Below are 20,508 nucleotides of genomic sequence, written 5' to 3' on the forward strand. Positions count from 1 at the left end.
TTAAACTATTTTACGGTATCTATAAGAAAACACTTACTGTGGCAGAGTTAAAATAATTAATTTATTAATATTATTTGTTGAATATTTCTACTCCACAAAAACAATCCAATAAAAAAAGAGGCTTAAGGCCCCTTTTCTTCATCATGAATCTTTTAATCAAGCTTCGGCTGGATTCGTCAATTCTGTCATTGGCCAACGTGGAGTTGTGGTTACAGCCAAGCCATCTTGCTGTCCGGCTTTTAGACGTTGATAACCCGCAAAGGCAATCATTGCACCATTATCGGTACACAGTGCAGGTTCTGCATAGTACACGGTGGCTTTGATTTTCGCCAAGTCTGCTTCTAGGCGTTCACGTAAACGCTTATTGGCACTTACACCACCAGCAATCACCAAACGTTTTAAGCCAGTCTGCTTCAATGCCTTCACTGATTTTTTCACTAAAGTATCGACAATAGCTTCCTGGAAGCTCGCAGCGATATCAGCATCACGTCTTTCTTCACCGAGTTTCTTCATTTGAACAGAAACTGCAGTTTTTAAACCACTAAATGAAAACTCCAAACCTTGATGTAGCATTGGACGTGGGAAAGCAAAGGCATTCGGGTCTCCCTGCTCGGCCAGTCTGGAAATATTCGGGCCACCTGGATATGGCAAACCCATCATTTTCGCAACTTTGTCAAACGCTTCACCCGCCGCATCATCAATCGACTCACCGAGTAATTCATACTGCCCAATGCCATAAGCAGCCATGAGCTGTGAGTGACCACCAGACACCAGTAATGCCACAAATGGAAATTCCGGTGGCGTTTTAGAAAGTAATGGCGCCAGCATATGACCTTCCATATGGTGCACACCAATTGCCGGTTTATTTAAGGCAAAGGCCAAAGTCCGACCAAACAGTGCACCCGTCATTAATGCGCCCATCAGGCCCGGACCACGGGTATAGGCCACCGCATCAATTTCTGATTTTTTGATACCACTTTGTTCAAGCAGTTCATTCAGTAAGGGAATGAGTTTACGCACATGGTCGCGCGAAGCCAGTTCTGGTACGACGCCGCCATATTCAGCATGCAGTTTAATCTGGCTGTACAGCACCTGTCCGCGCAAACCCAACTCGCTGTCATACAGCGCAAGTCCTGTTTCATCACACGACGTTTCCAAGCCTAAAACGATCATTAAACTGCCTATAACCTGTATCAAATCTATTGCAGCAACTATTATAGACTTGTGATATGAGATGTAAATGAGTAAAATACTGACCTTCACTTGTGATCGAGGGCAATTCGGCCCTGATCTTATCCATAACTTAATGAGGATTCTTCATGCCACAAGTTAAATTGAAAGAAGGCGAACCAGTAGACGTAGCTATCCGTCGTTTCAAACGTTCATGCGAAAAAGCGGGTGTTCTTGCTGACGTTCGTAAACGTGAATTCTACGAAAAACCAACTCAAGAACGTAAACGTAAAAAAGCTGCTGCTGTTAAACGCTACCAAAAGAAATTGGCGCGTGAATCAGTACGTACTACTCGCCTTTACTAAGATTAATTTGTGATTGACTGCTTGGAATAAATAATGACTACTTTAAAAAACCAGATTACTGACGTATTGAAAGCCACCATGCGTGCCAAAGATATGTCAAAGTTGACGGTCATTCGTAGTCTGCAAGCAGCAATTAAGCAAATCGAAGTCGATGAGCGTAAAGAACTTGACGACGCTCAAGTTCTTGCGGTCATTGAAAAGCAAATTAAACAACGTAAAGAATCGATCAAAGCCTTTGAAGGCGCTGGTCGAGATGATTTAGCTAGTAAGGAACAAGCCGAAGTTGAGGTTCTCTCTCAATTTCTACCAGAAGCTATGACTGAGGAAGAACTTGATTCCCTGATTGCGCAAACAATTGAAGCGCAACAAGCTACTAGCATGAAAGATATGGGTAAGGTGATGAATTCTCTGCGTCCGCTCATAGCCGGGCGCGCCGATCCTGCACAAGTTTCAGCAAAAATTAAAGCAAAACTTGCTTAATTCCCCCATTCTATTTCAAATCTAAATCTGCGTTGAACTGCCTCCATTCCGGACAGTTCTCAGCATTTTCTTATTTATTCTTACTGTAAATTACAATCCACATTATAACGTTTCAGCAACTGCATCTCTTTTGAAGATTTTACCTGCAGTATGACATCCTGTTTGCCTACATTTTGATACTGACGATCTAGATAAGCCCGGTTCTGGTCTGCCGCCTTATACAAACGATCCACATAACGCTGCACAATCGCACAAAACTGCTGATTCTGTGATGCGCTAAAACCTTGCTGCTGCGGATTTAAACCTTTTAAAAACTGGCGTGATTCTTTTTGATAATCAGCATTAATCTGCTCAACGGACTGCACGTATTCTGCCGCACTAGCCGCCAATACATTTCCGCCACACCCCAATATCCATAAACCCAATAATATTTTTTTCATAAAATAATTAAAATAGACAACTTAGCTTTGTCCGGATTGTAGCGTGATTTAGTGAACTTCGGCTATATCTACTGAAGCTAAAAATCATTAGAAAAATAGACTTAAATTTTAAACTGTCGCGTTTGCTGCATCTGTTTTAAACGTTGGCCAATGGTTGCTGACAGAGATTGGTTGCTTTTACTAATGCGTTGAGCATGTATTAAGGATTTAATCGCAGTTTCTTCATAGCCTGACCAGTACTCTACTTCTGCACGATAGCGCAAGACATTGGCGGCTTTTATTGATGAATCAGGTGCTGCATTCGCTGCCAGTTGCATTAATCTCCAACCACTAACATCACGGGTATTGCTATTTAAAAAGCGCTGCACAATCGTTCTGGCCTGATCAGGCTGTTTGGCACGAATCAGGGTTTCAGCATATTTATAATTTAAAGCACGGTTTTCCGGCATAATCCGTGCGGCTGAACTAATGCTTTTTAGCGCATTATCCAGCTGATTTTGCCCCAGATAAATATCAGTTTGAAATAACACCTGCAAAGGATGCATTTTATTGTGCTTTTTGGCTTGATCCAGTGCGGTTTGTGCCGCCTGAAAATCTCCCTGCTGAAGTTGATAAGCCGTTAAAGCCAGCTGACCAGGAAAATCATTGCGTTGCACCATTAAGTTGAGCTGCTGTTCAGTGGTCTGACGTGACAGCACCCGCGTATACCATTTAATGATTTCAAAATCCTGATCATTTAAATTACGCTTAACCGCAGGCAACTGATTGGCACGCAAACGCGCTTCACTCATACGCTCAGTAGTTAAGGGATGCGTCAGCCAGAAATCTGGCATAAAGCTTAAACGGCTAGTGGAACGATGCATCACCTCAAAGAAATCCGCCATACTATGTGGACTGTATCCAGCAGCATACATATATTGCATCCCGATTCGGTCCGCCTCACGTTCCTGATTACGGCTATAAGTTAATTGCTGATCCAGTAGTGCTGCCTGAGAACCCATCATCACTGCTGCACCGGCATCACCATCTGCCTGTGAAGCGACTAATGCACCCACCAGAATCCCTGCTAGGGCCAACAGTCCTTGTCCTTTAAAGGTTTCTTGCGAACGACTGTAATGACGTTGTGTGACATGTGCAATTTCATGTGCCATCACCCCCGCCACTTCATCTGTATTTCGGGCAGAATTAATCAGACCCGCATTCAGGGCAAATAACCCACCAGGTACTGCAAAAGCATTAATTTGCGGGTCATTGATTACCATTAAACCAATCGGTTGCTGTAACTTGGTCTGACTGAGAATGTGGGAAAATACGGAAAGTAACTGATCTTCAAGCCATGGATCTTGAATCACAGGCATTTGTTTCTGGACTTGACGATAGACCTTTTCACCGATCATTTGTTCTTTTTGCTGGTCGATCAACCCGACGCCCGCACCAATATCCGGTACAGAAAATTGTGCAGTAGGCTGATTAAAATAATCGCTATCACTATGTCCTGCCGCTGCACACAGACTTAACCCGCACGCCAATAACAAACGTTTCAATGAAAAATCTCTAAAATTCAGTTTCAACCTGTCTCGAATATAGCATCGAAAAATGAGCATAGATGCAGGAAAATGTTATTTAATATTACTTAGATGAACCAATCACTTGAGGATTCACCACATAGCGTGGCACCCGCCCTTCAAGTGCATCGACCAGATTCTGATAAGCCAGCTCAGCCATTTTTCGACGTGTCGCCACTGTGGCCGAACCGACATGGGGCAAGGTAATGACATTATCCAGCTCAAATAATTCTGATTCTTTTAAAGGCTCTTTCTCATAAACATCCAGACCCGCAGCAAAGATTTGGTTGGCTTTTAAGGCTTTGATCAAAGCCTTCTCATCAATCACAGGCCCACGGGAGATATTCACCAGCACCGCATGTGGCTGCATTTGTGCCAGTTGTTCTGCTCCAATCAAAGCTTTTGATTCAGCATTTAAATCCACGGTAACCATTACGAAATCTGAGCGCTGCAAAAGCTCATTCAGTGAGCAATACTGTGCACTGAGCCCTTGAGCCAATTCCGGTTTTTCATGGCGATTATGGTACAGGATATTCATATTGAAACCGTAAAACCCACGGCGTGCAACTGCTGTCCCAATATGCCCTAGCCCGATTATCCCCAGCGTTTTTCCAAAAATATCCATACCAAATTGTGCTTCACGTGTCGTGCGGTGCCATTGTCCCTGTTTGGTCCAGTGATCCAGATAAGCCACTTTGCGTGCAGCTGCCATTAACAGCGTAAATCCCAGATCTGCCGTGGTTTCAGTCAGGACATGTGGAGTATTGGTCAGATAGATATTTTTTTCATTCAGATAATCCACTTCATAGTTGTCATACCCTACACTGACACTAGAAATGATTTTAAGTCGGGTTGCTGGTGCCAGATTATCGCGATTGAGCAGTCGGCCTGCCCCAATCATGCCATCGGCATCGCGCACATGTTCCAACAACTGCTCATGCACATTGCCCAGTTTCGGTTGTAAGGTCACTACGTTAAAATTTTGTTCGAGTTTTTTCTGGACATCCTGATCGATCTGGCTAAATACAATCACTTTTTGTTTCATATGTTCCTATTCCACATCAATATTATTCTAAGTTCGCTGGCCTGTTTTGCATAAACTGCCATAAGCGTTTTTTAAGTATGGGCTGATCCAGCATTTCCTGTAAAGATGCCAGTTGAATCATTTTATTAAGTGTCACATGCGGAATAGAGCCAAGTGAAATGATATTTTTTTCCAGGCTCATCATGTCCAGAAAACCCTGAATATAAGATTCGACACCCCGACCATCTTGTAGATTCATCCATGGAAATGGCCAGTTTAGTTCATAAAATTCACTTTGCAGAGCACGCTGGATGTTGGCCCATAAATGCTGGGTTTGCTCGGTCATTTGTGTGGCATCGATGACAATCGTGCAATGTTCCAAGCTTAAAGCCTGCAAGTTGAATGGCGGAATATACAGAATTTCCCGCTGTTCCTGAGATGCAACAACTGCTGGCGCTTCACTTTTAACCTCAGCTTTTGTTTCAACAATGACAGGTTCAGGCGCGACTAAAGGAGCTTTTGCTACGGGAGCAATCTGAGTCGGTTGTGGCAGGATGATTTCGCTATACAATTCTGCTGGGGCTTGATCACGCCAGATCGAAACCTGATGCTGCTGACATACGTCGCCCTTGGGAATCCAGATATCGATTCCTAATGTTGCCAGTATGTCACGCTGATGCCCAATCATCTTTTCTTCATCACCTATTTCAGGTCGAACATTTTAACGGGATTCGCTTTTCTTTGCCGAACTATTTCCAAGCTTTTCACTCTCTATCTTGAGTCATTTTAACTCAGAATAGAAATCAATTTATAAGATTACTTTTTTCTACTGCAAGTTGGCTTATAGATCAGTTCTTGAAAACTGGAGTTAAATACATCTTATTAATTTAAAAATACTAGATAATCATCAAGCTGTTTTTCTTAAGCATTTGCTGGGTAATTTCATTGGATTCAAAACCCAAGCGCCAGTACAGAAGTTCCATTACATCCAGCTCATCCTGGGTCATGATCCGGTCGCTCCAAAGGCAAACCTCTGCAATTCCTAACATGCTCAAACGATCACGCAATAACAATCCGGCAATATCATTTAAAATCTCGGCCAAATCAATCGGCTCATCTGAGATTTCACTATACAGCTCAAGTTCTCGTGGGCTAAGAATACGATTTAAAATCTTTTCCCTAACCTCCAGCTGATTATCACTATTAATCTGCTGCACATGCAGCAAGGCATCAATCAGACGTACAATCTGTGGTTTGACCTCATCTAAAGACGTCGGTGTATGCATCGGCAACAGATTCAGCTCATACTTCACCCGCTCTAGCAATAAGGCATCCAGCAAACCGATTTCACCATCTTCCTGAATAATCCTTGCCAGCTTCATTAAAAACTGTCGCGCTACCGTAGTAGGCATTCCACCAATATTTTTACAGGCTTGCTGGAAAATCGAGATATGTACCCGTCCATCCAGATTTAATAACGAATCAATAATCGCACGACTGACTTCTGCCTCAGTCGGAATAAACTCACGATATTGCCGGATCATCAAAATCGCAATCATGACCTCACGTGAACCGGTCGAGGTTTGCAAAGCACGTTCAATCAACTCCGGACGCGGCATATTAGCACGTAGTTCAGGATTCAATGGCTTGATGGCATCTTTAATGGCGAAGCTAATTGGAGACAAACGCAATAAAGGCAAAGGCTGTGGGGATTCCCAGACTGCTGTGCTTTCAGGCACGACATCTTCGAGTGAACGGAACAGACTAAACAAAGGCTGGTTTTTTAATTTCTTCAGATTTTCAAGCTGCAGATCCTGAATCAAAGCAGGATTTAATTCATAAATACGCTGATTAATATTCGGATGAATATTCAACCAGTTCTGTGGACTTAAAGAATTAGCAAAACACATATGCGAAATGGATTCGGCATATTCACTATAAATCTGTGAACCTGAATGATGCACATGAATGCGCAATAAAGTCTGAATATTGGCATCATTCTGAATCAGACGGCGAGTTTTCTGGTCATTTTTATAGGTACGTCCGCCCAATGAAATATATTTAATAAAACGTGTAATCAAAATACCCAAGCTGCCAATCAACCAGATGACTGCTCCGATTGAGACATAGAAGGTTTCAAACTTGTTTTCTCGAGGCACATCATTGCGATAAAACCCCAACTTTGCAATCTTGCTGCCCCATTGGCTAAAGGTAGTCAGACTACTATATAGAATTTTCAGGCGGGTATTTTTAGCTGTTTCACCAGATAGAATCTTGTTAAATTCATGACTGAGCAAGCCATAAAGTTCAATTTCATCAAGGGTTTGTAATGCACCCCAAGTCAGAATAATAGCAGTATCACGTGGACTAAAACCCGCTGTTAATGCATTGACCCCCACTTCATTCGGCAGGACATACATAGCTGGCGGTTCAATCAGGAACGTATCTGCCAGTTGAGTATTGATCCGTAGTGCAGCACTTTCTTCCGGAATACTTTCCATTTGGTTCAGTCGACGCGCGCCCATTTGCTGGGCTAAAGAATAGCCGCCGGCACGAAACGTATAAAATTCATAGATGACCGAAATAATCATCAAGAACAAAACCAGTGCAACCAGATAAGGACTAAGGACATGCCACCATATCGACTGACTAGGATCAGCATAGAAAACAAACAGGCCAACAACTGTATTGATAATCAGAACTGTTAATAGTATCGCAATCAGACAAAAGCTGGCCGGCAATAGCATATTCTTGTTTTTGACCAAAGCATATCCTACGCTTTTCAATCTACCACCCTAACTGATCTGGTCTTTCCTTGGGCTCATCATAAAACAAAAAAGCGGGAAATTCCCGCTTTTTCATCATGATTTTAATTGCTTAGACTTCGCGCACACCGGTCAGGTCAACTGATGCTGCATCAATATTCACATCAATAAACTTGTCACCTTTTTTAGCACCATCACTGCGTTTTTGCTCTAATTGATCAAGGTATTCAGCATTGATTCCACCTGCCACATACACCCCATCGAATACAGAACAGTCAAATTCACGCAAATGAGGAACTTTCTTGGTACGCACTGCATCTTTTAAGTCTTCCAGATCCTGAAAAATCAGACGGTCAGCACCAATGATTTCACGGATTTCTTCTACACTACGTTCAGATGCAATCAGCTCAGATTTGGCTGGCATATCAATACCATACACGTTTGGATATTTCACCATAGGTGCCGCAGAAGCAAAGAACACTTTTTTCGCACCGGCATCACGTGCCATCTGAATAATTTCATTACAGGTTGTACCACGAACAATCGAGTCATCAACCAGTAGAACGTTTTTGCCCTGGAACTCAAGCTCAACCGGGTTCAGTTTTTGACGTACTGATTTTTTACGCAGTTGCTGACCTGGCATAATGAAGGTACGACCGATATAACGGTTTTTCATGAAACCTTCACGGAATTTCACGCCTAGCATATTGGCTAATTCTAATGCCGAAGTACGCGAAGTATCCGGAATTGGAATCACCACATCGATGTCGTGCTCATCACTCCACTCGCGCAGGATTTTTTGTGCCAGTTTCTCACCCATTTTCAGGCGGGCTTTATATACAGAGATCCCATCAATGGTTGCATCTGGACGGGCAAAGTACACATATTCAAAAATACATGGACGGTATTCTGGATTCGCTGCACATTGCTGGGTAAAGAAGTTACCGTCATAATCAATGAAAACTGCTTCACCTGGTTCGATATCACGTTCAACCTTGAAGCCTAGTGCCGTAATCGCTACAGATTCAGAAGCAATGATATATTCCATACCATTTTCTGTTTCGCGCGAACCGTAAATTAATGGACGGATACCATTTGGATCACGGAAGCCTACCAGACCTTGACCGGTAATCATCGCAACAACGGCATAACCACCTTTACAACGCTCATGTACACGCGTTACAGCCTGGAAAATATCTTCAGATGTTGGTACCAGCTTGCCACGTTTTTGTAATTCGTGCGCCAGTACGTTTAGTAGCACTTCTGAATCTGAATCAGTATTCATGTGACGCAGATCAGTTTTGAACAGGTCATCATGAATTTCTTCAGCATTGGTCAGGTTACCGTTATGCGCCAGCGTAATCCCATAAGGTGAGTTTACGTAGAATGGTTGCGCTTCGGCACTGCTTGAAGTACCCGCCGTTGGGTAACGCACATGGCCAATACCATAATTACCCTGTAAAGCACGCATATGACGGGTATGGAATACATCACGTACCATACCGACATCTTTACGCAGGAACAGGCGGCCTTCCTGACAAGTCACAATCCCAGCTGCATCTTGTCCACGATGTTGTAACATCGTTAATGCATCAAACAACATTTGGTTAACAGGTGATTTACCAGCTATACCAACTACTCCACACATAGCAACCTCGCAGACAAGCTAGGATTAATAAAAAGGATTATTCGTTGACGCATCTGAACTCTTGGCTTTGGATGCCGGTTCAGATGAGGAATCTGAAGGTTTCTGTGCCCCTTCAGACTTGATATGTTGCAGGGCGCCATTTGCGGCTTCTTTGGAGAGCTCTGTTGCCCAAGGCGCATATGGCAATAAAACCTGTATAAATTTAGACTGCTTCCAGTGCGGCGAACTTTCAACCCAAGGGCCAATACCCTGCATGGTAATCAGGACAATCAGCAAACCTTTCAGGCTGCCGAAAACACCGCCCGCAAGACGATTCAGCGGACCAAGTTTCAGGGTTTTTAAAATGCGGTTGAGCAGAAAGGTGACAATCCAGGTGAGTACCACAATCATTAGAACGATAAAGGCAAAGGCTGCAATCTTCTGTACCACTGGATCTGTACTGAGAGCAACCATTGAGGGCGCAAGTAGTGTTGAATATTTCGCCGCAATAATCAAGGCAAAAATCCATCCCACTAAGTTCGCAAAGGCTTTAATAAATCCTTGGCGCAAACCGTTGAGCCCTCCAATGAGCAAGATAATCAGTAGAAAGATATCAATGGCATTCATAGGATTTAAAGCGCGGCTACACAGTCTTTAACCAGTTCCGGCCCAGTATATATGAGGCCACTATAGACTTGTACAAGGCTTGCACCAGCTTTTTTCTTGGCCAGCGCATCCACACCTGAAAGAATACCACCCACACCAATCAATGGAATTTGTCCCTTTAATTCCTCTGCAAATGCAACCAGACATGCCGTGCTTTTCTCAAAGACTGGCGCGCCGGATAAACCGCCTGCTTCTTCTGCATGCTCCAGACCTTCCACACCTTCACGTGACAATGTGGTATTGGTCACAATCAGACCATCAATCTTGTATTGCAATAACTGCTTGGCAATAAAGGCAATATCTTCAGCTTCAAGATCCGGTGCAACTTTTAATACCAGAGGAACATAATGCTGATGTTCCTGAGCCAGTTCCAGCTGACGATTCTTCAGCGTTTCCAGCAATTCAGTCAGTGCATCGCCACTTTGTAAACTGCGCAGGTTCTTGGTATTTGGAGAAGAAATATTAACGGTGATATAGGAAGCATAATTATAGACTTTTTCTAAACAAATAAGGTAATCATCTACTGCTTTTTCTACCGGAGTATCAGCGTTTTTACCGATATTGATTCCCAGCACACCCTTAAATTTTGCAGCTTTAACGTTTTCAATCAGTTTGTCCACGCCATCATTATTAAAGCCCATACGGTTAATAATCGCTTTGGCTTTCGGAAGACGGAATAAACGTGGATGAGGATTACCAGGTTGCGGGCGTGGAGTAATGGTGCCAATTTCAATAAAACCAAAGCCTTGACTGGCCAAGGCATCAATATAGGCACCATTTTTATCTAACCCTGCTGCAAGACCGACCGGATTAGGAAATTCGATTCCCATACAGGTCACAGGTTTCACAGCAACATTTTGACGCATCATGCCCATTTTATGGGATGATTTTAATAGTGATAGTGTCAGCTCATGTGCACGCTCTGGTGCTAAAGAAAACAACAAAGGACGGGCTAGAGAATACAACATATCTAGAAAAGTCTACTGCTTTTTAAGTCGGCATATTATAGGCATAGGCTGACAAAAAAACCATGCTTTGCAAATCTTTATTTTTACCAGTTATTGCACAGTCGCTGTTAATTTAATCTGCCCTGCTTCATTATTTAGTTCCATTTTCTCGATACTTAGCCCCATCTGCGCCAGCTGCGTCAGGAAGTTGGCCAGCACAGAATAATTTTCGTGAGACAGCATCAACTGAATTTTTCCATCCATTTGCTGTGATGCGACCGACAGCCCTTGTTGCTGGGCAACGCGCTGCACTTTTTCTGCTGCATCTAATTGCAAGTCTCCTGCCGGCTTCATAGTAACCGCATTGCTTTGCATCCAGACCAGCGTATCTTTTAGATCATTTAAACGTTTCTGCTGGGTATCTGCTGCCTGATGCATTGCCCAGAGTGCACTCGAGACAGCGGCAACCAGTACAAAAATCGTGGTAAAGATCACCAGAATGCGTTCACGTGCTGACAAGCGATCCAGATAATCGGTCAATTTTTCAATTTGCAGATCCATGCGGTTCTGTAAGGTTTCAATGGCTTTCATTATTGTATTTTCACCAGTCCTACGGCGCCTGTTCCATTCGCCTGTATATTCCCCAATTCTACTTTAAAGCCCTGCTGCCCCAGCTGCTTGGTCAAAGTATTTAGACTTTCAGATGAATTGGACTGTAACTGCAGACTCAATCCAGACGGATCATAATTGACGCGCTGTGCCACAATCTGGTTTTGCATCAACACCGGCCCGACTCGGCTAATGAGCTGCAAAGCCTGAGTGTCTGCAGTTTGACTTTGACGAAGCTGGGCTTCGAACTGGCTTTTAATATTCTGCTCAGTGACCGGATAATTTTGTCCGAACCAGTATTTAAACTGGTCAATCGCCTGCATCGCAGTGGTATTGGCGACTTTTTTATATTGGTACCAGCGCACCGCATCGTAAGTGAACTGCAATACCAGAATCCCAAGAAAAACCGCCGCACAGGCTTTCCAGTAACCAGAAACAGTATGATCCGATTTACCCTTTGGCAGGATATTAAATGGATGCTGTTTCGGTTTTTTTAGCATTGGCAACGTATATTGGAACGAGTTTAATTGTTCACGTGTTGCCACAGCTTCCAGACTACTCATTTGTTCAGGGCTGAGATTGCTGACCTGATATTCCAGATCTTTGGGCTGAAAATCCAGATAAAGGCTCAAGTCATCCACTGACTGGCCAATATATTCAGCTTCACGTACCAGCAGATGCCCACCAATTTGTGCAATAACGCGCTGCTGTGCATGTTCAGGCACTGGCAAAACCAGAAAGTCTGGCAATAAAGCAGCGACTTTAACAGGAATCAAATTAAGGGCATGTTGCAAAGTTTCAACTGTAGAATTTGCAATCCCCATGATACTGATCTGGTCAGGCTGCTGAAAATGATGCAGCACTTTCATAGTATCGACAGGCAGTACTACATATTCTTCTAACAGATATTTGATGCCATCATTGCCCATTTTCTTATATTGGCTCTTAGGCAAGGTCTGCTGCAAAATCTGCACATGACGACTTGGAAAAAAGACCGTCACCTCTTCACCATGATAGGCCTGAATATCCTGAATCAGCTGCTCGAGTGTTGCAGCAGTGTTCCAGAACTCCCCCTTTGACCATTGCCAAACCCCATTGGCTTCCGGCATCCATAAATACAACATCGATTGTGTTCTACCGTTTTAATTGGTTTTTTATACTGTTGGAATAAAGCTATTAACTTGTGTTGATAGACCTGGTGCAATCACGGCCTGATCATAAATACGTGCTTCTGACAAATGAAACGGATGAAAAGACTCAGTCACGAGAATAGAGGCAATATGCGCCACAACATTCATATGACAAACCACCGCAATGGACTCATACGGCAACTGCGACAACCATTCAACTGCAACTTTGGCATCATCATCAGGCTTGATCGTATTACAGATCACCACAGGCACATCTTTAAAATAATGCTGTAGATGCGCCAGAGTTTCCTGCGCACGCAATAAAGGACTGACCACAAATACTTCCGGTTTAATGATGTCCTTTAAATACTGCGCTGTCTGTTCCGCCTGTTGATGCCCGCGCTCCGTTAGGGGACGTTTGCTATCATTCCCATTCACTGGTGGCGCGGCTTCGCCATGTCGCACTAAAGTCAGTTGCATCTTATTTCCCTATTTATTTGGTCGCTACGATCATCAGTCAGCATCATAATCATAGCGCTTCCTGTGTTATAGATCAGACTTGATGATGTGGCAAGACAAATTCGACATCACTGCGATGACCATTTTTCATCAAGGATAAAGCGATCGTCAGCGGCGGTGCTCCTTCAAAGATCACTTCATACAAAGCAGTTGTAATCGGCATATACACATCCAGCTCTTCTGAACGCGCTTTTACCTGCACAATCGTGTTAATCCCTTCCGCAGTCTGCCCCAGTTCAGTCGTTGCCTGTTCTAAGGTTTTACCCTTACCTAATGCATAACCGACCTGATAGTTACGACTCAGCGGACTATTACAAGTCGCAAATAGATCACCTACACCTGAAAGCCCCAGGAAAGTCAGCGGGTTTGCACCCAGCTTGACTGCAAATCGGCTCATTTCAGCTAGCGCACGGGTTAGAATCATACTCTTGGTATTTTCACCGACATTATAGGCAGCCGCCATTCCCATCGCGACCGCATAAATATTTTTCAGTGCACCACCGAGTTCTACACCATGTACATCATCACTGGCAAAGACACGAAATAACGCACTATGGAGTGCCTGTTGCACTGCATAACGTACCAGTTCAGATTTACTGGCAATCACCGTACCTGCCGGCTGACCTGCGACAATTTCCTTGGCCAGGTTTGGACCAGACAGCACACCATAAGGCACTTCCGGTAATTCTTCACGAATGATGTCACTCATAAAGCTGAAGGTATTGGCTTCAATCCCTTTTGTCAGGGAAATCACCGCTTGAGATGTGATAAAAGGCTTGATCTGCTGCAACACATCACGGAAAGAATGGCTTGGAATCGCGACTAGAATAATATCGCGATCACGAACAGCCTTCTCCAGATCGGACACAGCAAGCAGATTTTCTTCCAGCTTAAAATCCGGTAGATAGCGTTTATTGATATGTGTTGCATTAATATCTTCAGCTACTTCCGGATCACGAATCCAGATCATGGTATCGCAGCCATTTCGAACCGCGGTATTGGCCATCGCAGTACCAAAACTACCACCGCCTAAAACTGTAATTCTTAAAGCCGTATTCTGGTTGACCGCCACCGGTTCAATCAAATCGGTAAAATTTAATTCTGACATCTTATTTTCTAATATCCTGTGTCTTGAAATGCCTTAGTTTTGATTCCAATAACTTACATAATTCTGAGTCTGGATTTCAGCACGTGGTGCAATCGCTTTTGCCGCCGTACCGATATAGATAATGCCAGAAACCAGATCATCTTTACCAATACCGAGCGACTGCTTGAAAAATTTTGATTCTACTACTGCGCCACTACGCCACATGGTTGAAAAACCTTGAGCCTGCAAAGACAGCAGGAAGTTTTGAATAGCAGCACCTGAACTCAGAATCTGTTCAAAATGTGGCACTTTCGGATGATCCTGCAAACGGGTTAATGCCAGTACCAGCAAAGGTGCACGAAAGGGATGATTCTTGACCCGTTCAATCTGAGCCGATTCAGTTTGACCCAGATCTATCAGTGCTTGCGATAACAATTCACCAAATGCTTCACGTTGCGCATCCGGGATGATCACAAAAGTAGTAGGTTTTAACCGGTGATGATCTGGTGCTGTCAAAGCAGCTTTAAATGCCAATTCTAACTGTTCGGCATTCGGCGCAGGTGCCAGCAAATGTCCTATTGATTGACGTTGGTGAATATTTTGATGAACGATGTCGACCACAGATTCCGTCATTGCTTTATAGATCTATAACTTAAAAACTACGGTCAAGATTAGCATATTCCACTAGCAATACTCTAGAAACTTGCAATGACCTTTACCTTGAAAATATTTAAGGAAGATTACAATATTTTCCGTGGAATCAATAAAATGTCTCTTTCATTCACTTTTCTCTCATAGAGCAACATCAAAAATTGCCAAACTTATACAACAGCTCCTAATTCTGTGCTTTTTACTGTGTTTCAATATTCCCAGTTCTGTTTTCAAGCGAGATTTTATGATGAAAAAAACAATTGCGATCAGCGGATTAGCAGCTTCAGCTCTACTTTTAACTGCCTGTGCATCTAACCCGACTTCAGTGGCGGTTCAAAAGGAAAATAATCAGTTTGAAGTAACAGGATTAGGTAAAAACCAGTTGACCTCTAAAAATAATGCAGTAAATGCGGCCAGCAAAACCTGTGGCTCTAAAGCTACTGCGATTATTCTGGATGAAAAAACTTCTTATGATGGCGCACTAAAAGGTGTAGTCGATGAACAGACTGGACAAATGATTCAGGCTGCTGCGACTGTATTAGGCAATATTGCCGGCACCAATACCGGATTGAACCAGAATGATGATTATCAGACTGTGTTAACGTTCCGCTGTGAAGCTAAATAAGCTTCAATATGTGCAGTAATAAAAAACCGCTCCTATAGAGCGGTTTTTTTTGCGGTTTAGATTAGCAATAGCCTTCTAAACGGGTCAGCGGTAATTTTTGTCCAATCGCTTTTTCAATCTCTGGCAAATAGAACGCATCATCTTCGGCCAAGAAACTGATACTTACACCACGCGTTCCCGCACGACCGGTACGACCAATACGGTGTACATAATCATCTGACTGTTCAGGCAAAGTAAAGTTAATCACATGAGATACGCCGTCTACATGGATACCACGACCGGCAACGTCTGTCGCAATCATGATGTTATGTTTACCATTTTTGAACTGGTCTAACATTTTCAGGCGTTTGTCTTGGGCAATTTCACCTGACAGCATTACCACCTTATAACCATCACGTTTTAAATGATCATAGAGCTTACGCACCTGATCACGACGGTTAGCGAAAATCATGACCTTTTCAATCGGCTCATCACGCAGAATGTCTTGCAGCAATTTATATTTATCTGCCTTCGCGACCATATACACACGCTGTTCAACGTCGGCATTGGTTTTCTTTTCTGGCTCAATTTCAACAGTCACCGGTTCAAATAACCATTGTTGTGCCAGATTCAAAACATCATAGCTAAAGGTTGCAGAGAACATCAGTGTCTGGCGCTGTTCTTTGCGTGGCGAGAAACGCACAATACGTTTTACTGATGGAATAAAGCCCATATCCAGCAAACGGTCCGCTTCATCAATCACCAAGAATTCGATCTGATCCAGCCAGACTTCTTTTTGCTCGACAAAATCAATCAGACGCCCTGGAGTAGCCACCATGATATCGACTGGCGCTTTATCCAATTGAGCTTTCTGCTTGTCAAAATCTACACCACCCAGAAGTGTTACGACACTTAGATCCGTAAATTTAGTCAGCTCATGCGCGTCGCTTTCAATCTGTAATGCCAGCTCACGAGTCGGTGCCAGAATCAAAGCACGCGGTTCACCACGATAACGCTGTTCTTTTACCGGATTATTCAGCAAATCATTAATCACGCTAATCAGGAATGCGGCAGTTTTACCCGTACCCGTTTGTGCACGACCAATAGCATCATGTCCTGCCAAGGTGAATTTTAAAACCTTCTGCTGAATCGGCGTCATGGAAGTAAAGCCTAAAGCATCAATTGCCTTTTTCAGTTGGGGATGTAAATTTAAGGTTTCAAAACCAGATGACATAAAGCGCTGCTCTAATTTGATAATCACTAAGATGGAATAGTATAAACAAAAAACGCCCCAATTTATATTGGGGCGTTTATTAGCTTAATCCGAAGATTAGTCTAATGGTTGAACTTCTTCAGCTTGGAAGCCTTTTTGGCCTTTAACTACACTGAATTCAACACGTTGGCCGTCACGAAGTGAACGGTGGCCTTCGCCTTGAATAGCACGGAAATGAACGAATACGTCATCACCGCCGTTGCGTTGAATAAAGCCGAAGCCTTTAGTGTCGTTGAACCATTTAACTACGCCTTGTTCACGAGCAGCTGTCATAAGTTAATCCTCATTGATACTAAAAAAAGGACCACCCGGTGTTGCAAACAGCAGAGCAAACAAGTTTGAAAATATTATTTTTAAGCTTGTAATCATTCTGTAAAACTATTAACAAAATCCCGGTTACATCCATTGTGTATAGGGCGAAAAACAATCAATTTGTTTATCTAAAATCCTAAATACGCAACGAGCTTAACATGGGTTTATGACAATTAATAGATATTTTTTAGCTTTGTTCCTTTTGATTTAGTTATTTTTTTCACAAAATATATCAGAAAAATTATATATATTATTTCATGTAACTTTTTAGCCAAATAGTTGGGTTTTGGCATCCTATTTGCTAATATTTATAGCCTTTTTTGCGATATGAATAAAACGGAAATGAGTGATAACCACGGTCAAGCGCATATTATTGATGCCATGGGTAAACCCTGTCCGATGCCGCTCCTGATGTTAAAGCGTGCATTAAAAGCAGATCAGGGCAAAACATTCTTGCTAAAGTCATCAGATCCACATAGTCAAACTGATGTTACACGGTATTGCCAAATGCATCAGTTAAAATGCGAATCTCAACAGATTTCTGCAACTGAGTATCACTACCTGATTGAATCTTAAAAATTTTCAATTAAACTGGATGCTCTCCATACTCGTATAAAAGTTTACATTTCTCTACCCAAATATCCATTATTTGAGGAGAGTTTGGATTAAGATAAAACCTAGTTAAGGGTTAAATCCCCCGCACTTCAAGGAGAACACATGAGTGACAGCCGCAATCAATTGATGCCCCTGTCATTATCGGCGCCAGGTGTCAATCTTGGTGCTTATATTAGCACTGTCAATCAAATTCCTATTTTAACGGCTGAACAAGAAAAAGAGTTAGCTGAACGCTATTACTACGACCAGGACCTGGACGCAGCAAAAATGCTGGTCATGTCTCATTTGCGTTTCGTGGTACATATTGCACGTAGTTATGCAGGTTATGGTCTGCCTCAAGGTGACCTGATTCAGGAAGGCAACCTTGGCTTGATGAAAGCCGTTAAACGTTTTGACCCGAGTATGGGCGTACGTCTGGTGTCATTTGCGGTGCATTGGATCAAAGCTGAAATTCATGAATATGTAATTCGTAACTGGCGTATTGTCAAAATTGCGACCACTAAAGCACAACGTAAACTGTTCTTCAATTTACGAAGCCTGAAAAAGTCTTCTAAAAAGTTAACGCTTGAAGAAGCTCAGTCGATTGCCAATGACCTGAATGTAACACCAGAACAGGTACTGGAAATGGAAGGCCGATTGACGGCTTATGATGCAGCATTTGAAGCATCAGGTGACGATGATGATGAAAATTCAACTCACGTTGCTCCAGCATTATATCTGGAAGACAACCGTTATGACCCGGCACGTCTGATTGAAAATGAAGACTATGAGGAACAAAGTACCTCTGCCCTGCATGAAGCGATGGAACAGCTAGATGACCGTTCCCGCAATATCTTGCAGCGTCGCTGGCTGGATGATGAAAAGTCAACCTTGCATGAACTGGCAGCTGAATATAACGTTTCCGCCGAACGTATCCGTCAGCTTGAAAAGAATGCAATGGAAAAGATTAAAGTGGCAATGTCTTCAAACTGATGTATTGAATTAATATGCTACCAATCCTAAGAAAAAGCCTTCATATATGAAGGCTTTTTTGTCTTTTAATGCCGTGTTTCAGCCTGGGCTTTTATGCTAAGGTTAAGCGCAAACTTTATTGGGAAGATCAATTCAAATGTGGGTTGCAATTTCAGCACTGAATCTTGCGCTTGCAGTCATGCTCGGCGCATTTGGTGCCCATGGTTTAAAGACTCGAGCGACTGAAGCACAGTTGACCTGGTGGCAAACGGCCACAGATTATTTCTTCTACCATGCTCTTGGCTTACTTATTCTGGCAGTCATCAGCCGTGTGATTCCTGAATTGCCAATTAAATGGAGTTTTCTCCTAATTCAGGCGGGGATTTTCCTGTTCTGTGGCTCACTCTATGTCATGGCACTGGGTCTGCCGCGCGGTTTAGGTGCAATTACGCCAATTGGTGGTGCCTTAATGATTGCTGGCTGGTTAATTCTGGCTTGGAATGCCGTAAAATACCTCAAATAGGTCTGATGCTTTAATCAATAATCATGGAGGGTTGCCAAGATGTTGGTGTATATCAATGGCGAACAACAAGAAACTCAATGCAAGAATCTGCTGGAACTGGTTCAAAGTCTGGCGCTTGAGGGTAAGCGCTTTGCAGTTGAGGTCAATGAAATGATTATTTCTAAAAGCAGATTGGGTGAAACGCCCATTTGCGAAGCGGACAAAATAGAAATTATTCACGCAGTCGGTGGCGGCTAATAACACTTGGAACAATTATGCAAGATTTATTACAGATCGGTTCACGCCAATTCCAGTCTCGTCTTTTAGTAGGCACAGGCAAATATAAAGATTTAAATGAAACAGATCAGGCCATTCAGGCCAGCGGTGCAGAAATTGTAACGGTTGCTATTCGCCGGGTGAATATTGGCCAGCATCCGGACCAACCGAACCTGCTTTCAGTGGTTCCACCAGAAAAATACACCATTTTGCCAAATACTGCGGGCTGTTTTGATGCCAATAGTGCAGTACGCACCTGTATGCTGGCACGTGAACTCTTGGATGGTCATAACCTGGTAAAACTGGAAGTTCTGGGTGATGAAAAGACCCTTTATCCAAATATTACCGAAACCTTGAAAGCAGCGCGTACCCTGATTGATGACGGTTTTGAAATCATGGTCTATACCTCAGATGATCCGATCGTGGCACAAGAACTGGAAAGTATGGGCTGCGTAGCAATCATGCCTTTGGGCAGCCTGATCGGTTCTGGTCTGGGGATTCTGAATCCGCATACCATTTCGATCATTAAAGAAAATGCCAAAGTGCCTGTGCTGGTTGATGCGGGTGTCGGTACTGCCAGTGATGCAGCAATTGCCATGGAACTGGGCTGTGACGGCGTACTGATGAATACGGCGATTGCAGCAGCACAAAATCCGGTCTTGATGGCCTCTGCGATGCGTAAGGCGGTTGAAGCAGGTCGTGAAGCATTCCTGGCCGGCCGTATGCCACGCAAACGCATGGCGAATGCCAGCTCACCTGAAACCGGTTATTTCTTTAAATAATAATCGAGGCTAGAGGCCCAAAAGATTATTTGAATCATATCGATCTGTTCAGGAGTTTCCAGCAAACTCCTGAACTTTTAAATTTAGATACCCAGGTTAAATTTGAAGATTGAATATTAAAAGTTCACTTCTTGGTTTAGACAAATTT

General features: G+C 43.1%; 24 protein-coding genes. 8 read left to right on the plus strand and 16 right to left on the minus strand.

Going from position 1 to position 20,508, the window contains the following annotated elements; translation table 11 throughout:
• Positions 1 to 156: 156 nt before the first annotated feature.
• Positions 157 to 1,173, minus strand: coding sequence for a tRNA (adenosine(37)-N6)-threonylcarbamoyltransferase complex transferase subunit TsaD (tsaD, locus tag AC4MCC_RS09110; RefSeq protein WP_004782431.1), 1,017 nt, complete (start codon positions 1,171 to 1,173; stop codon positions 157 to 159).
• A 146-nt stretch (positions 1,174 to 1,319) separates the two neighbouring features.
• Between tsaD and rpsU the strand changes: the two genes are divergently transcribed.
• Both rpsU and AC4MCC_RS09120 read left to right on the plus strand, forming a co-directional pair.
• Positions 1,320 to 1,535, plus strand: a complete 216-nt coding sequence (gene rpsU / locus AC4MCC_RS09115; RefSeq protein ID WP_001136722.1) for a 30S ribosomal protein S21 — start codon at positions 1,320 to 1,322, stop codon at positions 1,533 to 1,535.
• A gap of 33 nt (positions 1,536 to 1,568) precedes the next feature.
• Complete coding sequence (locus AC4MCC_RS09120) at positions 1,569 to 2,015, plus strand: GatB/YqeY domain-containing protein (RefSeq protein WP_005235099.1); 447 nt, start codon at positions 1,569 to 1,571, stop codon at positions 2,013 to 2,015.
• An 80-nt stretch (positions 2,016 to 2,095) separates the two neighbouring features.
• Here the strand turns inward: AC4MCC_RS09120 and AC4MCC_RS09125 are convergent, their stop codons facing one another.
• The 13 genes from AC4MCC_RS09125 to AC4MCC_RS09185 all read right to left on the minus strand — a co-directional run bounded on the left by AC4MCC_RS09125 (position 2,096) and on the right by AC4MCC_RS09185 (position 15,027).
• The gene (locus AC4MCC_RS09125) at positions 2,096 to 2,455 is read right to left on the minus strand and encodes a hypothetical protein (protein ID WP_104426261.1); all 360 of its coding nucleotides are present in this window, start codon (positions 2,453 to 2,455) and stop codon (positions 2,096 to 2,098) included.
• 101 nt (positions 2,456 to 2,556) lie between these two features.
• Positions 2,557 to 3,999 (minus strand): M48 family metalloprotease, encoded by a 1,443-nt coding sequence (locus AC4MCC_RS09130; RefSeq protein ID WP_419374926.1) that lies wholly within the window; start codon positions 3,997 to 3,999, stop codon positions 2,557 to 2,559.
• An 85-nt stretch (positions 4,000 to 4,084) separates the two neighbouring features.
• Entirely contained in the window at positions 4,085 to 5,065 is a 981-nt protein-coding gene (locus AC4MCC_RS09135) for a 2-hydroxyacid dehydrogenase (RefSeq protein ID WP_491885162.1), read from the minus strand.
• Between the two features lie 22 nt (positions 5,066 to 5,087).
• Positions 5,088 to 5,732, minus strand: coding sequence for a hypothetical protein (locus AC4MCC_RS09140; RefSeq protein WP_491885163.1), 645 nt, complete (start codon positions 5,730 to 5,732; stop codon positions 5,088 to 5,090).
• Between the two features lie 208 nt (positions 5,733 to 5,940).
• Positions 5,941 to 7,830, minus strand: coding sequence for a M48 family metalloprotease (locus tag AC4MCC_RS09145; protein ID WP_419374925.1), 1,890 nt, complete (start codon positions 7,828 to 7,830; stop codon positions 5,941 to 5,943).
• 91 nt (positions 7,831 to 7,921) lie between these two features.
• Positions 7,922 to 9,457 (minus strand): amidophosphoribosyltransferase, encoded by a 1,536-nt coding sequence (gene purF, locus AC4MCC_RS09150; protein ID WP_491880796.1) that lies wholly within the window; start codon positions 9,455 to 9,457, stop codon positions 7,922 to 7,924.
• Positions 9,458 to 9,481: 24 nt separating this feature from the next.
• On the minus strand, positions 9,482 to 10,063 hold the full coding sequence (locus AC4MCC_RS09155) for a CvpA family protein (RefSeq protein ID WP_005235088.1): 582 nt from the start codon (positions 10,061 to 10,063) through the stop codon (positions 9,482 to 9,484).
• 5 nt (positions 10,064 to 10,068) lie between these two features.
• Entirely contained in the window at positions 10,069 to 11,070 is a 1,002-nt protein-coding gene (locus AC4MCC_RS09160) for a quinone-dependent dihydroorotate dehydrogenase (RefSeq protein WP_491885164.1), read from the minus strand.
• 90 nt (positions 11,071 to 11,160) lie between these two features.
• A complete protein-coding gene (locus AC4MCC_RS09165; protein ID WP_419374924.1) occupies positions 11,161 to 11,640 on the minus strand; it encodes a type II secretion system protein M in 480 nt (159 codons plus the stop codon).
• Positions 11,640 to 12,782 (minus strand): type II secretion system protein GspL, encoded by a 1,143-nt coding sequence (gene gspL, locus AC4MCC_RS09170; protein ID WP_491885165.1) that lies wholly within the window; start codon positions 12,780 to 12,782, stop codon positions 11,640 to 11,642. Before gspL ends, AC4MCC_RS09165 begins: the two co-directional genes overlap by 1 nt.
• A gap of 30 nt (positions 12,783 to 12,812) precedes the next feature.
• The gene (gene sixA / locus AC4MCC_RS09175; RefSeq protein WP_491885166.1) at positions 12,813 to 13,268 is read right to left on the minus strand and encodes a phosphohistidine phosphatase SixA; all 456 of its coding nucleotides are present in this window, start codon (positions 13,266 to 13,268) and stop codon (positions 12,813 to 12,815) included.
• A gap of 73 nt (positions 13,269 to 13,341) precedes the next feature.
• Entirely contained in the window at positions 13,342 to 14,415 is a 1,074-nt protein-coding gene (locus AC4MCC_RS09180) for an NAD(P)H-dependent glycerol-3-phosphate dehydrogenase (RefSeq protein ID WP_419365587.1), read from the minus strand.
• A 33-nt stretch (positions 14,416 to 14,448) separates the two neighbouring features.
• The gene (locus AC4MCC_RS09185) at positions 14,449 to 15,027 is read right to left on the minus strand and encodes a nitroreductase family protein (RefSeq protein ID WP_004782456.1); all 579 of its coding nucleotides are present in this window, start codon (positions 15,025 to 15,027) and stop codon (positions 14,449 to 14,451) included.
• A 265-nt stretch (positions 15,028 to 15,292) separates the two neighbouring features.
• Between AC4MCC_RS09185 and AC4MCC_RS09190 the strand changes: the two genes are divergently transcribed.
• Complete coding sequence (locus tag AC4MCC_RS09190) at positions 15,293 to 15,670, plus strand: hypothetical protein (protein ID WP_034170065.1); 378 nt, start codon at positions 15,293 to 15,295, stop codon at positions 15,668 to 15,670.
• Between the two features lie 61 nt (positions 15,671 to 15,731).
• Here the strand turns inward: AC4MCC_RS09190 and rhlB are convergent, their stop codons facing one another.
• A complete protein-coding gene (rhlB, locus tag AC4MCC_RS09195; protein ID WP_004782458.1) occupies positions 15,732 to 16,883 on the minus strand; it encodes an ATP-dependent RNA helicase RhlB in 1,152 nt (383 codons plus the stop codon).
• A gap of 96 nt (positions 16,884 to 16,979) precedes the next feature.
• Positions 16,980 to 17,195, minus strand: coding sequence for a cold-shock protein (locus tag AC4MCC_RS09200; protein ID WP_004782461.1), 216 nt, complete (start codon positions 17,193 to 17,195; stop codon positions 16,980 to 16,982).
• Positions 17,196 to 17,576: 381 nt separating this feature from the next.
• Here AC4MCC_RS09200 and AC4MCC_RS09205 point away from each other — a divergent pair, with 381 nt between their 5' ends.
• The 5 genes from AC4MCC_RS09205 to AC4MCC_RS09225 all read left to right on the plus strand — a co-directional run bounded on the left by AC4MCC_RS09205 (position 17,577) and on the right by AC4MCC_RS09225 (position 20,360).
• A complete protein-coding gene (locus AC4MCC_RS09205; protein ID WP_175968201.1) occupies positions 17,577 to 17,810 on the plus strand; it encodes a sulfurtransferase TusA family protein in 234 nt (77 codons plus the stop codon).
• Between the two features lie 141 nt (positions 17,811 to 17,951).
• On the plus strand, positions 17,952 to 18,821 hold the full coding sequence (gene rpoH, locus AC4MCC_RS09210) for an RNA polymerase sigma factor RpoH (protein WP_004782464.1): 870 nt from the start codon (positions 17,952 to 17,954) through the stop codon (positions 18,819 to 18,821).
• A gap of 136 nt (positions 18,822 to 18,957) precedes the next feature.
• A complete protein-coding gene (locus tag AC4MCC_RS09215) occupies positions 18,958 to 19,323 on the plus strand; it encodes a DUF423 domain-containing protein (RefSeq protein WP_284879274.1) in 366 nt (121 codons plus the stop codon).
• Positions 19,324 to 19,362: 39 nt separating this feature from the next.
• Positions 19,363 to 19,560 carry a sulfur carrier protein ThiS gene (thiS, locus tag AC4MCC_RS09220; protein WP_005235073.1) on the plus strand — a complete coding sequence of 66 codons (198 nt, stop codon included), beginning with the start codon at positions 19,363 to 19,365 and terminating at the stop codon, positions 19,558 to 19,560.
• Between the two features lie 17 nt (positions 19,561 to 19,577).
• On the plus strand, positions 19,578 to 20,360 hold the full coding sequence (locus AC4MCC_RS09225) for a thiazole synthase (RefSeq protein ID WP_034702140.1): 783 nt from the start codon (positions 19,578 to 19,580) through the stop codon (positions 20,358 to 20,360).
• The last annotated feature ends 148 nt before the right edge of the window (positions 20,361 to 20,508 follow it).

Source organism: Acinetobacter sp. CAU_H_56 (genome assembly GCF_058599425.1).

Coding starts and splice junctions, on each gene's coding strand:
- purF (WP_491880796.1), bottom strand. CDS start 9,457: ATGTGTGGAGTAGTTGGTATAGCTGGTAAATCACCTGTTAACCAAATG.
- AC4MCC_RS09165 (WP_419374924.1), bottom strand. CDS start 11,640: ATGAAAGCCATTGAAACCTTACAGAACCGCATGGATCTGCAAATTGAA.
- AC4MCC_RS09205 (WP_175968201.1), top strand. CDS start 17,577: ATGAGTGATAACCACGGTCAAGCGCATATTATTGATGCCATGGGTAAA.
- rhlB (WP_004782458.1), bottom strand. CDS start 16,883: ATGTCATCTGGTTTTGAAACCTTAAATTTACATCCCCAACTGAAAAAG.
- AC4MCC_RS09140 (WP_491885163.1), bottom strand. CDS start 5,732: ATGATTGGGCATCAGCGTGACATACTGGCAACATTAGGAATCGATATC.
- AC4MCC_RS09185 (WP_004782456.1), bottom strand. CDS start 15,027: ATGACGGAATCTGTGGTCGACATCGTTCATCAAAATATTCACCAACGT.
- thiS (WP_005235073.1), top strand. CDS start 19,363: ATGTTGGTGTATATCAATGGCGAACAACAAGAAACTCAATGCAAGAAT.
- gspL (WP_491885165.1), bottom strand. CDS start 12,782: ATGTTGTATTTATGGATGCCGGAAGCCAATGGGGTTTGGCAATGGTCA.
- AC4MCC_RS09135 (WP_491885162.1), bottom strand. CDS start 5,065: ATGAAACAAAAAGTGATTGTATTTAGCCAGATCGATCAGGATGTCCAG.
- sixA (WP_491885166.1), bottom strand. CDS start 13,268: ATGCAACTGACTTTAGTGCGACATGGCGAAGCCGCGCCACCAGTGAAT.
- AC4MCC_RS09125 (WP_104426261.1), bottom strand. CDS start 2,455: ATGAAAAAAATATTATTGGGTTTATGGATATTGGGGTGTGGCGGAAAT.
- rpoH (WP_004782464.1), top strand. CDS start 17,952: ATGAGTGACAGCCGCAATCAATTGATGCCCCTGTCATTATCGGCGCCA.
- AC4MCC_RS09160 (WP_491885164.1), bottom strand. CDS start 11,070: ATGTTGTATTCTCTAGCCCGTCCTTTGTTGTTTTCTTTAGCACCAGAG.
- AC4MCC_RS09190 (WP_034170065.1), top strand. CDS start 15,293: ATGAAAAAAACAATTGCGATCAGCGGATTAGCAGCTTCAGCTCTACTT.
- tsaD (WP_004782431.1), bottom strand. CDS start 1,173: ATGATCGTTTTAGGCTTGGAAACGTCGTGTGATGAAACAGGACTTGCG.
- rpsU (WP_001136722.1), top strand. CDS start 1,320: ATGCCACAAGTTAAATTGAAAGAAGGCGAACCAGTAGACGTAGCTATC.
- AC4MCC_RS09225 (WP_034702140.1), top strand. CDS start 19,578: ATGCAAGATTTATTACAGATCGGTTCACGCCAATTCCAGTCTCGTCTT.
- AC4MCC_RS09155 (WP_005235088.1), bottom strand. CDS start 10,063: ATGAATGCCATTGATATCTTTCTACTGATTATCTTGCTCATTGGAGGG.
- AC4MCC_RS09120 (WP_005235099.1), top strand. CDS start 1,569: ATGACTACTTTAAAAAACCAGATTACTGACGTATTGAAAGCCACCATG.
- AC4MCC_RS09200 (WP_004782461.1), bottom strand. CDS start 17,195: ATGACAGCTGCTCGTGAACAAGGCGTAGTTAAATGGTTCAACGACACT.
- AC4MCC_RS09180 (WP_419365587.1), bottom strand. CDS start 14,415: ATGTCAGAATTAAATTTTACCGATTTGATTGAACCGGTGGCGGTCAAC.
- AC4MCC_RS09215 (WP_284879274.1), top strand. CDS start 18,958: ATGTGGGTTGCAATTTCAGCACTGAATCTTGCGCTTGCAGTCATGCTC.